The organism is Porcipelethomonas sp. (assembly GCF_051893655.1).
In the GTDB taxonomy this organism is placed as follows: Bacteria; Bacillota; Clostridia; order Oscillospirales; family Ruminococcaceae; genus Porcipelethomonas.
This window is the reverse complement of record NZ_JBJFHN010000055.1, coordinates 1-15,023: the sequence shown is the minus strand read 5'-3', so window position 1 is coordinate 15,023 and position 15,023 is coordinate 1. Positions and strand designations below refer to the sequence as shown.

The window sequence follows — 15,023 nt, the reverse complement described above, 5'->3', positions numbered from 1 at the left end:
GAGCAAATAATGAATCCGGTAAAAAAAGAAACTTTCAAAGAAAAAATGGCACAATATAAAAATGCTCCCTTTTCATTTGTACTTATGGTACTTGTGATGCTTTGTGCAGCAATTACAGCTGTCACACTTATTTTCATAGTAATATACATACTTGTAAAAGGTGTTCCTCATCTTACCCCCTCTCTTTTCTCACCAAAGTATAACACAGAAAACGTATCCATGCTTCCTGCTATTATAAATACATTTATAATGACATTTATTTCACTTCTCATAGCAGTTCCTCTGGGAATTTTTTCAGCAGTTTACCTTGTTGAATATGCAAAACGAGGCAATAAAATCGTTGGCATAATACGAATGACTACCGAAACTCTTCAGGGTATTCCATCAATTGTATACGGTCTTTTCGGTTATCTTTTTTTCGTGTCAACCTTGAAACTCAGATATACTATTCTGTCTGGTGCGCTGACGCTTTCTATTATGATTCTTCCGCTGGTAATGAGAACAACTGAAGAAGCTTTGAAATCAGTACCTGATTCTTACCGAGAGGGAAGTTTTGGTCTTGGTGCCGGTAAACTCAGAACAGTATTCAAAATTGTTATTCCGTCAGCAATTCCGGGTATTCTTTCCGGTGTTATTCTTGCTACAGGGCGTATTGCAGGTGAAACTGCTGCTTTGATTTTTACAGCCGGAACAGGAACGGAAATTGCATGGAAATTCTGGAAAAACTCAGGAAGAACACTTGCCGTTCATATGTATAATCTGTCAAGCGAAGGACTTTATGTGGATCAGTGTTATGCAACTGCGGTTGTACTTCTTGTTATGGTGGCACTTATTAACGGTCTTTCTGGTCTGGTTGCCAAAAAATTATCGAAAGGATAAATTATGGATAAGTTTACAGTAGAAAATCTTGATCTGTATTACGGACAGTTCAAGGCATTGAAAAATATTAATCTTGCAATTCCTGATCATCAAATAACAGCGTTTATAGGTCCTTCAGGATGCGGAAAATCAACACTTTTAAAATCATTGAACCGTATGAACGATCTGGTAGAGGGATGCCGTATAACAGGAAAAATAAAGCTTGACAAAGAAGATATTTATGATAAAATGGACGTAAATATTTTAAGAAAAAGAGTGGGAATGGTCTTTCAGAAACCTAATCCGTTTCCTATGAGCATATATGATAATATTGCTTACGGCCCCAGAACCCACGGCATACGCTCCAAATCAAAGCTTGATGAGATCGTTGAAAAATCTCTGAGAAGTGCTGCTATCTGGGACGAGGTAAAGGACAGACTGAAAAAGAGCGCTCTGGGTATGTCCGGCGGTCAGCAGCAAAGACTTTGTATTGCAAGAGCACTGGCAGTTCAGCCTGAGGTACTTTTAATGGATGAACCTACTTCAGCTCTGGATCCGATTTCAACTTCTAAAATAGAAGACCTTGCAATTGAACTGAAAAAGGAGTATACTATAATTATAGTAACTCATAATATGCAGCAGGCCGTTCGTATCTCTGATAAAACCGCCTTCTTCCTTTTAGGAGAAGTTATTGAATATGATGATACTGAAAAGCTCTTTTCTATGCCATCCCAGAAGAAAACAGAAGATTATATTACAGGGAGGTTCGGATAAATGCGTAATATTTTTGATAAACAGCTTGAAAATTTGCATATCGAACTGATAAAAATGGGTTCTTTATGTGAAGAGGCTATTTCAGGTTCACTTCAGGCGTTAAACGACAAAAGCGAAGATATTATAAAAAGTATTTTCATGCTCGAATCGGAAATTGATCAGAAAGAACGTGATATTGAAGGACTGTGTATGAGACTTATCCTTCAGCAGCAGCCGGTTGCATCCGATTTAAGAGTTGTTTCCGCTGCTATGAAAATGATTTCCGATATGGAAAGAATCGGTGACCAGGCAGAAGACATTGCTGAAATTATTAAATTTATTCAGAATGATCCTATTAAGAAATTTGCTCATATTGATGAAATGGGTAAGGCTGCTTCAAAAATGGTTACAAACAGTATTGATTCATTTATCAAGCGTGATTTGACTCTTGCAGGGAAAGTAATTGCGTCGGATGATATTATAGACGGACTGTTTATTGATATTAAAAAAGAACTGATAAATTATATACAGGAAAAACCTGAATCCGGTGAATATTGTCTTGACCTGCTGATGATAGCAAAATATTTTGAAAGAATCGGTGACCATGCTGCAAATATTGCTGAATGGGTTGAATTCTCAATAACCGGTATCTATAAGGGAGAAGCTTTATGATCTATATCGTTGAAGATGACAGCAGTATCAGAGAACTGGTTGTCTATACATTAAAAATGGCTGGATTTGAAGCCGACAGCTGTTCATGCGGTGAAGAGCTTTATAAAGTACTTGATAATACAGTTCCTGAACTGATTCTTCTGGATATAATGCTTCCCGGTGAAGACGGCATAAGCATACTTCAAAAGCTTCGCCGTTCTTCAAATACAAAGAAGGTACCTATCATCATGCTTACGGCCAAGGGTTCGGAATATGACAAAGTTCTGGGACTTGATGCCGGTGCAGACGATTATATAACCAAGCCTTTCGGAATGCTTGAGCTTGTTTCAAGAATAAAGGCACTTCTGAGACGTACGGCTGAGCATACGGTTGAAGAACGTGAGCTGAAAACCGGAGATATTGTGGTAAATCTTGACAAACATAAAGTTACAGCAGGCGGAAAAGATGTAGTCCTGACATACAAGGAATTTGAACTTCTGTGTATGCTTATCGAAAGTCAGGGAGTAGTACTTACACGTAACCAGCTGCTGGAAAATATCTGGGGATACGATTTTACCGGAGAAACAAGGACTATTGATGTTCATATACGTTCTCTGAGGTCAAAGCTCGGAGAAAGCGGAAATCTGATTGAGACAGTCCGTGGCATCGGTTATCGTATCGGAGGTGAAAATGAAACGTAAAATTTCATTAAGCATGTGCTGTATCGCAGCCATTTCGGTCATTGTTACAGCCGTACTGATTTCTTTCGTTCTTTATAACAGAAACTATAACAAATTAAAAAATAATATTGAAAATGAAGCTGAATATATGGCAGAGGCTATGAATTTTAACGGAGTCGAGTATCTCGACTCCGTTAAAGACGTTTCTTCAAGCCGCATAACGTGGATCGACCGGAATGGAAATGTACTCTTTGACAACTGCGGAAAGGAGCTTGACAATCATTCAGATCGTCCGGAATTCAGAGAGGCTATAGAAAGCGGTTATGGTTCCGGGTCAAGAGTTTCAAATACTCTTAAGGAAAATACCTATTATTATGCGATTCTCCTTGACGATGGGACAGTTCTTAGAGTAAGCGAGACGACAAGCAGTCTTTACAGCGATATTTTCAGAAGTTTACCATATCTCATATTTATGATATGTGTAATTATTGTTGCTGCTTTTATTGTTTCCCATTTTCAGACTAAAAGGATAGTAAAACCTATAAATGAAATGGATCTTAATAATCCGTCCGGAAATTTTGAATACGAAGAGCTTACTCCTCTGCTGGAACGTATTGAAAAGCAAAACAAGGATATTAATGACTATATACAGGAACTTAAGCATAAGAAAAATGAATTTAATACAGTTACTGAAAATATGAGTGAAGGCTTAATTATAATTAAGGATCATACGGTTTTGTCATGCAATAAAAGTGCTATGACAATACTGGGCTGTTCCGGCGATGTTCTTGGTAAAAATATTCTTGAACTTAATCACAGCGGGATATTTATAAATGCTGTGGAGGGTGCATTAAACGGTAAAGCTTCTGAATCAAATATGATAATCGAAAACAAAAACTTTATGCTTATGGCAAACCCTGTAATTGAAAAAAACAATATTTCTGGTGCAGTACTGCTTCTGATTGATGTGACTGAAAAAATTTCCAGAGAAGCTATGAGAAGGGAATTTTCAGCAAATGTTTCGCACGAACTGAAAACTCCGCTTACAACTATTTCAGGATATGCGGAAATTATGAAAGACGGCTGGGCAGATCCTAAGGATTATAAAAAGTTTGCCGAAAAAATATATAATGAGGGCAAGCGTCTTATTAATCTTATTGAAGATATTATCAATCTTTCAAGGCTTGATGAGAATGACAGTTCAATGGAAAAAGAACCGGTTGATCTTCTTATGATTACAAAAGATGTAAATTCAAGACTTGCAAAAAAAGCCGAGGACAAAAAAGTTGATTTCGAGTCAGGCGGAGAACATGCTGTTATTCAGGGCATTCCTCAGATACTGGATGAAATGATTTACAATCTTTGTGACAATGCAATTAAGTACAATCGTGAAAATGGTTATGTAAAAGCTACTGTAATCAATAACAATAATAATGTCAAGTTTATTGTTGCTGATAACGGAATAGGAATCCCCGCTGAAGATCTTGACAGAGTTTTTGAACGCTTTTACTGTGTTGATAAAAGTCACTCCAGAGAAACAGGCGGAACAGGACTGGGGCTTTCAATTGTCAAGCACGGAGCTATGTTCCATAATGCCAAAATTGATGTTGACAGTGTACTGGGAGAAGGTACTACAATCACTTTAACATTTAATAAATAAAAAATTCAGGCAGGTACAGACTAATTCATCTGTACCTGCCTTTTAATGTCAGCAATGCTATCTTTGACTGATATTTTAGTGAGATTTTATATTGTCGATATCTGTTTCATGCTGTTTGATGATCATTTTAATATTGTTATATAAATACGGTTTCAGAATGTCCAGTTCGACCGGTTCATTGTAAAGGATGGAGGAATATATAGTAGAGCCTACAAGTTCCACTATCATAAACAGCATTATTTCAGGTTCCTTTAATACTTTAGGAGAATCATTCATTACCATATCATAAATTATTTTAAAATTAATGCTTTCGTTATTATCTGATGAGGTCAGTGCATGTTTGAATATTCCCCAGCTTAAATTTTTGGAAATAAAAGTAAGAAGCGGTTTGTCTTTATCAAGCTGGTTTATGATATTATCTACAATAAATATTATTTTGTCTTCAAAAATCAATCCGGGATGTTTTTTCATCTCTTTAAAAGCCGCTTCAAAAAGCTGAGCGGATTTGTATGCAATAAGTTTGTTTTTTATGTCAATCTTATCCTTGAAATATAAATAAAATGTTCCCTTGGCAACACCGGCTTTTTCAGCAATTTCAGAAATAGAGGTCTGTATAACACCTTTTGTAGTAAACAGAAAAAAGGCTGTATTTAGTAAAGATTCTCGTTTCTTTTTCTTATTTGTATCAAGTTTTCCCATAGAAAAACGTCCTTTTTATCAATTTATAATAATTATAGTATATCGCAAAAAAAAAGTCAATCGGTTAAAATGACCAATAGTCATTATTTGAATTTCACTTCTGCTGTGCAAAGCCACAAAATAATGACCATTGGTCATTATTTTTCTTTTTTCGTATTGACTTTCCGCCAGAACAGAATTATAATAATGTTAGTAAATGACCAATGGTCATATTTGAAAGGAGCGATATTGTGGTTAAGTTCGGGAAATGGATTGCAAAACACAGAATACTTATACTCATTGTAGGAGTACTTCTTCTTATACCATCCGCAATCGGAATGATAAAAACAAGAGTTAACTATGATATTTTGTCTTATCTGCCTGAAGATATTGAAACAATGAAAGGGCAGGACATACTTATGGATGATTTCGGAAAAGGCGGATTTTCCATGGTAATGATTCAGGGGATGTCAGATAAGGAGGTTGCTGCGACAAAGGAAAAAATTGAGGCAGTTGACCATGTTGCTGATGTGGTATGGTATGATACAATTGCTGATATCAGTATTCCTAAGGAAGTTCTTCCGGATGATATTTATGAATTTTTCAATTCAGATGATTCGACTTTGATGGCTGTATTTTTTGACGATACAACTGCCGGAGACGGTACGCTTGGAGCGATTGAACAGATACGAAAAATAGCGGGAAAGCAGTGCTTTGTAAGCGGTATGTCAGCTGTTAATCTGGATATTAAAAATCTTTCAGAAAAAGAATCGGTAATGTATGTTGTAATTGCTGTATTACTGGTAAGTCTGGTACTTGCAGTTACCATGGAATCATACCTTATGCCTGTTTTTATGATGATAAGTATTGGCATGGCGATTCTTTACAATATGGGTACTAATTTCTTTCTGGGAGAAATTTCCTTTATCACAAAAGCACTCAGCGCTGTTTTACAGCTTGGTGTTACCATGGACTTTTCTATTTTCCTATGGCATAGTTATCAGGAAAATCAGGAAAGATTCCCCGGAGATAAAAACCGTGCAATGGGGCATGCGATTTCCAATACTATTTCGTCTGTTGTAGGAAGTTCACTTACAACTGTTGCCGGATTTCTGGCATTATGCTTTATGAGCTTTACTCTGGGAATTGATCTTGGAATAGTAATGGCTAAGGGTGTTGTAATAGGCGTTATCGGATGTGTTACAATTCTTCCGTCACTGATTCTTACATTTGACAAAGTAATCGAGAAAACAAGACACAGAGATATAATACCATCTCTTGACAGGGTAGCGTCTTTTATAGTAAAGCGCTGGTGGGTTTTCCTGATTTTGTTTGCTGTAGCATTAGCTCCTGCAATTTATGGCTATACTCACTATGATGTATATTATAACTTTGATACTATGCTCCCTGACGATTCTGAAAGTGTTATTGCAAACACGAAACTTTCTGAAGAATTCAATATGAATTCAACTCATATGCTTTTAGTTGATGCTGATATGTCGTCTAAAGATGTAAATTCCATGATGAATGAAATAAACAATACTGACGGTGTAAGCTTTGCTCTGGGACTGGATACGCTGATAGGTTCGGCAATTCCGCAGGAGATTATTCCTGAATCAGTAACATCAATATTAAAAAGCGGTGACTGGCAGCTGATGCTTATCGGCTCTGAATATAAAACAGCATCTGATAATGTAAATAATCAGATTACTGAAATTAACAATATTATAAAGAAATATGATGAAAATGCAATGCTGGTCGGCGAAGCACCTGCTACAAAAGACCTTATCAGCATTATGGATACTGACTTCAAGATGGTTAGTACTGTTTCAATAGGTGTAATTTTCATTCTTATAGCAATAGTTTTAAAATCTATTTCACTTCCGGTTATACTGGTTGCAGTTATTGAATTTGCAATATTTGTAAATATGGGTATACCGGCATATACCGGTTCAGTACTGCCGTTTATCGCATCAATTGTAATAGGTACGATACAGTTGGGAGCTACGGTAGACTATGCTATTTTAATGACTACAAGATATAAAAAAGAACGATCAAAAGGAAAGACAAAAAAAGAGTCTGTATATATAGCACTTTCAACATCAATGAAGTCCATTATAGTAAGTGCAATGGGATTTTTTGCAGCAACGGTGGGCGTTGGATTATACTCAGAAATGGATATGATTTCTTCACTATGTATTCTGATGGCCAGGGGTGCAATAGTCAGCATGTTTACGGTTATTCTGGTTCTGCCGTCTATGTTCATGCTGTTTGATAAATTAATTTGCAGAACAACAATAGGAATAAGACCTAAAAAGGCTTAAAGGAGGCAATATTAATGAAAAAATTAACAAGAGTTCTTGCCGCTGTCATGGCAATTTTAATATCCGCCGGTTCAACAGGAGTATTTGCAGTAACAGCTGTAAAAACTGAAAATAATACATCAGCATCATCTGTTTCGTCAGAGGATGAAAAGTCCTTTGATGTAAAGAAGGAAGAAACGGTTTATATTGTTGCTGATGCACAGGGAAATAAAAAGAATGTGATTGTCAGCGACTGGCTGGACAATGAAGCCGGACTTTCAAGTATCAGGGATAGATCCGCACTTTCAGGCATAGAAAATGTCAAGGGCGATGAGACTTATAAACTTAATGGGGAAGATGTTGAATGGGCAGCAAACGGAGCCGATATTTATTATAAGGGTACAACTGATAAAGAGCTTCCGGTATCTGTAAATCTGACATATTATCTTGACGGAAATGAAATTTCTCCGGAGGAGCTTGCAGGCAAAAGCGGAAGAGTTACTGTAAGATACAATTATACAAATAATCAGCGGGTAACAGTAAAACATAACGGTAAAAGTCAGGACATGTATGTACCTTTTATGATGGTTTCTGCATCAATACTTGACAGCAGCAATTTCAGCAATATTGAGGTTACAAACGGAAAATATATTTCAGACGGCGAAAGATTTATAGTAATTGGTATGGCTGTTCCGGGACTTAAGGAGAGTCTGGGATTTGATGATAAAAAGGATATTGATATTGATATCCCGGAATATTTTGAATTTTCAGCAGATGTAACTGATTTTTCAATGTCTTCATCAATAACAGCTGCAACAAATGAATTGTTCTCAGATGTTGATTTTGATGATGTGGAAACAATGGATGATCTTGACGAAAAAATCAAGGAACTGACTGATGCTTCTGAAAAACTGACTGATGGGTCTTCTGATTTGTATGACGGAATAAAATCACTCCTTGACGGTACAGGAAGTCTGGAGGATGGTGCGTCAGAGCTTTACAGCGGAGCATATGATTTAATGGAAGGAGCCGGAACGCTGGCAGATGGTACACAACAGTTTGCTGATGGAACGGCTGCTGCTGCAGACGGTGCGGCATCACTGGACAGTGGAATCAGCTCAGCTAAAGATGGTGCATCAGAGCTGACAGACGGTGCAAAAAGGCTTTCAGAGGGATTTTCACCAATTCTTGACGGTGCATCAGCACTGAATGACGGTGTTTCAGCCGTTCTTGACGGTTCAAAACAGGTTGAATCAGGTGCAAAAAGTCTTTCTGACGGAACTTCACAGCTTGAAAGCGGTTCTAAAACACTTTCGGATTCTGCAAAGCAGCTTGATGACGGAATTGCCTCAGTAAAGGACGGCTCAGAACAGCTGAAATCCGGCATAGAAGAAGCAGCAGGCGGTATCGGACAGCTGAGTGACGGTGCTGATAATTTATCATCAGGTCTTGGAAATCTCTCAGCAGGTCTTGATCAGGCAGGTTCAAGTCTTGATGAAACAATAAGCTATAATAAGCAGGTTCTGGAAGGCTTAAAGGCAGTTTATGAACAGACGCAGGATGATAATATAGCAGGTATGATAGGTGTTCTTGAACAGACTATTGCCGGACAGGAGCAGATATCAGCTTCTATGAAAGACGGAGGTGCACTGAAGGACGGAACATCACAGCTTATTGACGGTGCATCAGCACTTGGTGCAGGAATTGACAGTCTTGAAGAGGGTTCAGCCGCATTGTCAGAAGGTATAAAAGCTGTTGATGATGGTCTTGCAAGCTTAAGGGACGGAAGTTCGCAGATAAGTGCAGGTACTGATACACTTTACAATTCTGTAGTTAAGGTTAATAAGGGCGCATCAGATCTGTTCAGCGGAACAAGTAATCTGGCACAAGCCAATGATGCACTGCAAAACGGGGCTGAACAGTTAAAGGAAGGCGTAAAAACAGCACAGTCCGGAGCAGACGCACTTTACAGCGGAGCTGCAGCTCTTAATGACGGTCTTTCAAAGCTTAAAGACGGAAGCAGTGCTCTGGCAGACGGTGCAGATACACTTAATGCCTCTGTAGCAGCTCTTGAAAGCGGAGCGTTTGCATTGTATGACGGCAGCGGCTCACTCCTGAACGGTATGTCTTCACTGAAAGACGGTGTGTCAGAGCTTTCAGACGGTGCCGGACAGCTGGAAAGCGGTTCTAAAGAGCTGAAAGAAGGTATGGCTGAATTTAAAAAGGATGGTATAGATAAAATTGCTGATATGTATAACGGTGACATAAAAGATCTCATTGACAGATTCAAGGATCTTAATAAGATTTCCAGGGAATATAACAGCTTCTCCGGAATAGGAAATGATATGGACGGAAGCGTTAAGTTTATTTTCACAATTGACGGAATCCAAAATAAAGAATAATTTTTATGTCCTCTGCGACATCAGTTGCAGAGGATTTTTTTATGCATATTTTTTTCTGTCAGTGAATAACAATATAAAAAAGGACAAGGACGTGCTGAATGTGAAATTAAAGGCTATTTTCTGTATATTTTTGGCGTTTATGCTTTGTTCGTGCGGACAGGAGTCCGGAAGGAGCAGTGAAGCCGAAGTTGATATGACTCTTAATGAACAGACTGTTGAGCAGCTTGACATAGAAAATTCTGTTGAACAGTCAGAACCGGAGAGTAAATCCTATAAACCGGTAAATTTTGAAATTCAGAAGGCTATGTGGCTTACTATGATGGATTATAAAAATATCCTTTATGGAAAATCAGAAGAGGAATTTACTGAAAGTATACAGAAAGTTTATAATAATATGAAAAATATGGGGATCAATACGGTGTATGTCCATGTACGTCCATATAATGATGTTTATTATCAGTCGGAAATTTTTCCGAGGGCAGAGTATTATTCATCAGATATGGATTTTGATCCTCTGGAAATTATGGTAAGTACAGGACATGATGCAGGACTTTCAATACATGCCTGGATTAATCCTTTGAGATGTCAGACAGATTCTGAATTGCAGACACTTGATGATAAATATATCATAAAACAATGGTATAACGATAAAGACAAAAAAGGTAAATATATTTCTGAGGTGGACGGAAGATGGTACTTAAACCCTGCTTATGAAGAAGTTTTGAAATATATATCAGACGGTGTTTCAGAAATAACTGAAAATTATGAGGTCGATGGTATCCATATAGATGATTATTTTTATCCTACAGCAGAGGAAAGCTTTGATACAGACGCATTTTCAGATTCAGGTTCTGATGATCTTTCTCAGTGGAGAATAGACAATATAAATAGTATGGTAAAAAATATGTACAGTACTGTAAAGAACGACAATTCAGAAATCCTTTTTGGAATAAGTCCGCAGGGGAATATAGATTCCAATTACAGTTCACAGTATGCAGATGTTAAAGTATGGGCAGGAGAAGAAGGATATTGCGATTATATAGTACCGCAGGTTTATTTTGGCTTTGAAAATGAAAGTCAGCCCTTTGAGGAAACAGTAAAGGAATGGATAAACATAAAAACGTGTGATAAGGTGCAGCTTGTTATAGGAATCTGTACATATAAAATAGGAAGCGAGGATAAGTGGGCAGGAACAGGGAAGAATGAGTGGATTGAAAATGAGGGAATACCAGCAAGACAGGCAGAGTTTGTTTTTACTCAGGAAACAGACGGAGCAGCAGTTTACAGCTATGGCTCTACCTTTGAGGAGGATAAAAAGGACGAATACAGTAAGCTTGAAGCAGTTATGAAAAATTAAGAAACTGCTGCCGGAAAGGAACGCCTTATATGAAGCACAGTAAAATTTATATCATAAAAAGAAAAAAACATTATAATCTTATAACGGCATTGTCACTGGGCGTTTTTGTAATGATTGCGTTAATTTGCCTGTGTTCTTATTGTATAAGCAGTATTGATATATCTGAGAATGTAATAGGTGTTATGACTGATATAGTTTTGTGTGCAGGAGGTTTTGCTTCGGGATTTCGATTCGGAAAGCTTCGCCGCCATAAGGGAATTGCAGGAGGGTTTCTCTGCGGACTATGTCTTGGGATGATCACAATGATTTTCGGACTTTGCTATATGAGGTCATTTGCATTTTTTAATATGATAAAAAACCTGATTTTATTGTGCATGTCCGGAGCTGTCGGGGGAGTATGCGGAGTAAATACTAAGATCAAAAGACCGCCTCCGTAAAATATTCAGGATTTTTTTGAATAAAACTATTGAAAAAAAGATGAATATGTGATATAATAAAAATTACGTTGAAAAATAAGATTATTTGGAGGTTTTTATGAAACACATTAAAACTATCAATAAGGCTAATCTTAAGGAATCTGCAAGAAAAGGCGGCTGCGGTAAGTGTCAGGCTTCATGTCAGTCAGCATGCAAAACTTCCTGTACTGTAGCAAATCAGAAGTGTGAAAGATAATTTCTGGTCTGTAATTGTTAAAAGGGACATTTATGAAGTGTCCCTTTTAAATTTTTATGAGGTGAAATCAATGATACATAAATATAAATTAAACGGCTACAACATTGTTCTGGATACAAACAGCGGCGGAGTACATGTTGTGGACGACATAACATATGACCTGCTTGACAACGTTGAACCGCCTTTTGAGGAAAAATGTCCCCAGAGAGTCGTGGACAAGCTTTCAAGGTTTTATCCGGCAGAAGATATAAATTCATGCTATGAAGAAATAGTTGAGCTTTACAATGATAAAATACTTTTTTCAGAAGATGATTATGAAAAATTTGCAAAATATTCAGTTGCTTCACCAGTCAAGGCAATGTGCCTTCTCATTGCTCAGGACTGCAATTTAAGATGTGAATACTGCTTTGCCTCAACCGGAGATTACGGTAAAGGCAGAAAGCTTATGACCTTTGAAACAGGAAAGAAAGCAATAGATTTTCTGCTTGAGAAATCCGGTGACAGGGAAAATCTGGAACTGGACTTTTTTGGCGGCGAACCGCTTATGAATTTTGAAGTTGTAAAGCAGATCGTAGAATATGCACGTTCTAAAGAAGCCGAGTATAAAAAGAAATTCCGATTTACAATTACCACAAACGGAGTTTTACTGGATGATGATAAGATCGACTTTATAAATAAAGAAATGTCAAATGTAGTACTTTCCATTGACGGCAGAAAGAAAGTTAATGACAAGGTAAGAAAAAGAGTTGACGGTACGGGCTGTTATGATACAATTCTTCCAAAGTTCAAAAAGCTTGTGGAAAAAAGAGGAGATAAGGAATATTATGTTCGAGGAACATTTACAAAATATAACCTTGACTTTTCCGATGATGTTTTCAGCCTTTATGATGAGGGGTTCGATCAGATTTCTGTTGAACCGGTTGTCTGTGAGCCGGAAATGCCGTACGCTCTGACTGAAAAGGAACTTTCTGCAATATTCAGCGAATACGAAAGGCTGTCAGCCAGAATTCTTGAGAATGAAAGCCATGGCAGGAAGTTTAATTTCTTCCATTTTATGCTGGATCTTGATCAGGGTCCATGCGCTATAAAGCGTCTGAGAGGCTGCGGAAGCGGAAACGAGTATGTGGCAATTTCTACTGACGGAGATATATACCCTTGTCATCAGTTTGTAGGTCTTGAAGAATATAAAATGGGTAATCTGGACGATGGTACATTTAATTTGGACATGAAAGCGGAATTTGCGGCGGCTCATGTCTATACAAAGCCGGAATGTAAAAAATGCTGGGCGAAATTTTATTGCAGCGGCGGATGTAATGCCAATAATTATATTTATGCCGGAGATATTCACAATGCTCATAAATTCTCTTGCCAGCTTGAAAAAAAACGTCTTGAATGTGCTATTATGCTCAAAGCGGCAAGACTTGAAAGAGAATGATTTTAAGCATCCGCTTTTAGGAGTGGACAAAAAGCGAATACTATGTATAATATAGATATGAGAAAAGCAACAGTAGAAGAGGGGAAAATTTGCCCTAACTGAAAAACAAGAGAACCAGATCAAAACAGGATTTAATTGTTCTGGCATACAACGCCTTTGTCCACACTTTTTTATAAAAACAGCTTGACAAATGAAAATCATTATGATATAATTACATCTATTCAAGAATGTTTTTTATCTGGGTGTGGCGCAGGTGGTAGCGCGCTACCTTGGGGTGGTAGAGGTCGTCGGTTCAAGTCCGGTCACTCAGACCAGTTTAAATAACGTAAATACGCCGTTTGCACGTTGTTGTAAGCGGTGTGTTTTTTATTTTGTCATGTCGTAGTGCGCCATTAAAATAAAAATTCTGATTATCAAGAAAAGTAAAATTTAAAAACACCTGGATCTTATATAAATTGTATCATGCGGCGTATAAAAACAAATAAATATTATTCCTGGTAATCTTATTTTGACGTATTTACGTAGTTTTTGCAATTTTTGAAAATTTTTTTGAATTTTTTTAAAAAAAAGCTTGACAAATCCTTTAAGGTTTGATATAATATTAAAGTACTCAATGCGAGTGTGCTGGAATAGGCAGACAGGCACGTTTGAGGGGCGTGTGTCATTGGCGTACGGGTTCAAGTCCCGTCACTCGCACCAGGTTCAATACCTCAGCTTTATGCTGGGGTATTTTCAATTTAATACGTGGAAAGATGGCTGAGCTGGTCTAAGGCGCACGACTGGAACTCGTGTATACGTTAATAGCGTATCGAGGGTTCGAATCCCTCTCTTTCCGCCATATTGTGACTATAAAAAAGATGAATAGTCAGCAAAGCCCGTATTTACGGGCTTTTTTGCTATGCAAATGCTGAAAATTAGAGGGTAAAAACCATAGATGAATGAACCTAATGAGAAGGATTTGAACCCTGCACTTTTTAATATTTCATAATTCAGAGGCATATTTGAGAAAAATAATTTCAGATATGCCTTTTTCCATATAGAAAAAAGTATACAAAGTTTTAAAGACCGTTTTGTCTGGTATCACGAAATAGTGATACTAAACAAAGCGGTCTTTTTTGTTTTCTGACGGAGGTGAGTTTGAAGAAATATAAAATATCGCTAAAAAAATATTTACGGAGGAATAAAATGAAGAATCTGAAATTTAACAGTCCGCTGAATTATAAAGCAGCTGATTACAAAACGCATGAAATTTTTGTAGAAAAGGTCATAACGCTTTATGGTAAAAGTTTTGAAGAACTGAAAACTCATCCGATGCGTAACAGTCCGTATATCGCCGAAAATCGTGATCTGATGTACATTGACAGCAGCGATATTGCCCATTGTCTGCTTTTCGTAGATTACAACAGCGGTGATGGAATGCTGGTGGAATCCGAGGGCAGCGGATATGCCAGAAAGTCGCAGTTTATTCCAAATGCAAAAGCGTTACTGAAAAACAACGAGATTACTGACGCTGAAACAAGACTGCATGAAAGTCTGAAAGAAATCGTTGATAAAATTGCAGAACTTGCCCATTG

13 protein-coding genes and 3 tRNA genes are annotated in these 15,023 nt (G+C 37.5%); 15 read left to right on the top strand and 1 reads right to left on the bottom strand.

The window, feature by feature from the left end:
- Positions 1-9 precede the first annotated feature (9 nt).
- The 5 genes from pstA to ACI4WO_RS03270 are packed head-to-tail and all read left to right on the top strand — an operon-like array spanning position 10 to position 4,602.
- Positions 10-879, top strand: a complete 870-nt coding sequence (pstA, locus tag ACI4WO_RS03290; RefSeq protein WP_439806130.1) for a phosphate ABC transporter permease PstA — start codon at positions 10-12, stop codon at positions 877-879.
- Positions 880-882: 3 nt separating this feature from the next.
- Complete coding sequence (pstB, locus tag ACI4WO_RS03285; protein ID WP_439806129.1) at positions 883-1,632, top strand: phosphate ABC transporter ATP-binding protein PstB; 750 nt, start codon at positions 883-885, stop codon at positions 1,630-1,632.
- Positions 1,633-2,283: a phosphate signaling complex protein PhoU gene (phoU, locus tag ACI4WO_RS03280; RefSeq protein WP_439806128.1), complete on the top strand. Its 651-nt coding sequence runs from the start codon at positions 1,633-1,635 to the stop codon at positions 2,281-2,283. It begins immediately after the preceding gene.
- Positions 2,280-2,963 (top strand): response regulator, encoded by a 684-nt coding sequence (locus ACI4WO_RS03275; protein ID WP_439806127.1) that lies wholly within the window; start codon positions 2,280-2,282, stop codon positions 2,961-2,963. Before phoU ends, ACI4WO_RS03275 begins: the two co-directional genes overlap by 4 nt.
- The gene (locus ACI4WO_RS03270; protein ID WP_439806126.1) at positions 2,953-4,602 is read left to right on the top strand and encodes an ATP-binding protein; all 1,650 of its coding nucleotides are present in this window, start codon (positions 2,953-2,955) and stop codon (positions 4,600-4,602) included. The genes ACI4WO_RS03275 and ACI4WO_RS03270 overlap by 11 nt, the downstream gene beginning before the upstream one ends.
- A 75-nt stretch (positions 4,603-4,677) precedes the next feature.
- Here the strand turns inward: ACI4WO_RS03270 and ACI4WO_RS03265 are convergent, their stop codons facing one another.
- Positions 4,678-5,301: a TetR/AcrR family transcriptional regulator gene (locus ACI4WO_RS03265; RefSeq protein WP_439806125.1), complete on the bottom strand. Its 624-nt coding sequence runs from the start codon at positions 5,299-5,301 to the stop codon at positions 4,678-4,680.
- A gap of 230 nt (positions 5,302-5,531) precedes the next feature.
- Here ACI4WO_RS03265 and ACI4WO_RS03260 point away from each other — a divergent pair, with 230 nt between their 5' ends.
- The 10 genes from ACI4WO_RS03260 to ACI4WO_RS03215 form a co-directional block, all read left to right on the top strand.
- Positions 5,532-7,604 (top strand): efflux RND transporter permease subunit, encoded by a 2,073-nt coding sequence (locus tag ACI4WO_RS03260; protein ID WP_439806124.1) that lies wholly within the window; start codon positions 5,532-5,534, stop codon positions 7,602-7,604.
- 14 nt (positions 7,605-7,618) lie between these two features.
- Positions 7,619-9,985, top strand: coding sequence for a hypothetical protein (locus ACI4WO_RS03255; RefSeq protein WP_439806123.1), 2,367 nt, complete (start codon positions 7,619-7,621; stop codon positions 9,983-9,985).
- A gap of 100 nt (positions 9,986-10,085) precedes the next feature.
- The gene (locus ACI4WO_RS03250; protein ID WP_439806122.1) at positions 10,086-11,342 is read left to right on the top strand and encodes a glycoside hydrolase family 10 protein; all 1,257 of its coding nucleotides are present in this window, start codon (positions 10,086-10,088) and stop codon (positions 11,340-11,342) included.
- Between the two features lie 29 nt (positions 11,343-11,371).
- Positions 11,372-11,779, top strand: a complete 408-nt coding sequence (locus ACI4WO_RS03245; RefSeq protein WP_439806121.1) for a TIGR04086 family membrane protein — start codon at positions 11,372-11,374, stop codon at positions 11,777-11,779.
- Between the two features lie 97 nt (positions 11,780-11,876).
- On the top strand, positions 11,877-12,014 hold the full coding sequence (gene scfA, locus ACI4WO_RS03240; protein ID WP_177498292.1) for a six-cysteine ranthipeptide SCIFF: 138 nt from the start codon (positions 11,877-11,879) through the stop codon (positions 12,012-12,014).
- A gap of 70 nt (positions 12,015-12,084) precedes the next feature.
- Positions 12,085-13,449: a thioether cross-link-forming SCIFF peptide maturase gene (gene scfB, locus ACI4WO_RS03235; protein ID WP_439806120.1), complete on the top strand. Its 1,365-nt coding sequence runs from the start codon at positions 12,085-12,087 to the stop codon at positions 13,447-13,449.
- A 238-nt stretch (positions 13,450-13,687) separates the two neighbouring features.
- A tRNA-Pro gene (locus ACI4WO_RS03230) sits at positions 13,688-13,763 on the top strand.
- Positions 13,764-14,064: 301 nt separating this feature from the next.
- Positions 14,065-14,148: transfer RNA gene (locus ACI4WO_RS03225), tRNA-Leu, on the top strand.
- Between the two features lie 47 nt (positions 14,149-14,195).
- Positions 14,196-14,287, top strand: a tRNA-Ser gene (locus ACI4WO_RS03220).
- Positions 14,288-14,634: 347 nt separating this feature from the next.
- Positions 14,635-15,023 (top strand): DUF6329 domain-containing protein (locus tag ACI4WO_RS03215; protein ID WP_439806119.1); only part of this gene is annotated, 389 nt, incomplete at its 3' end.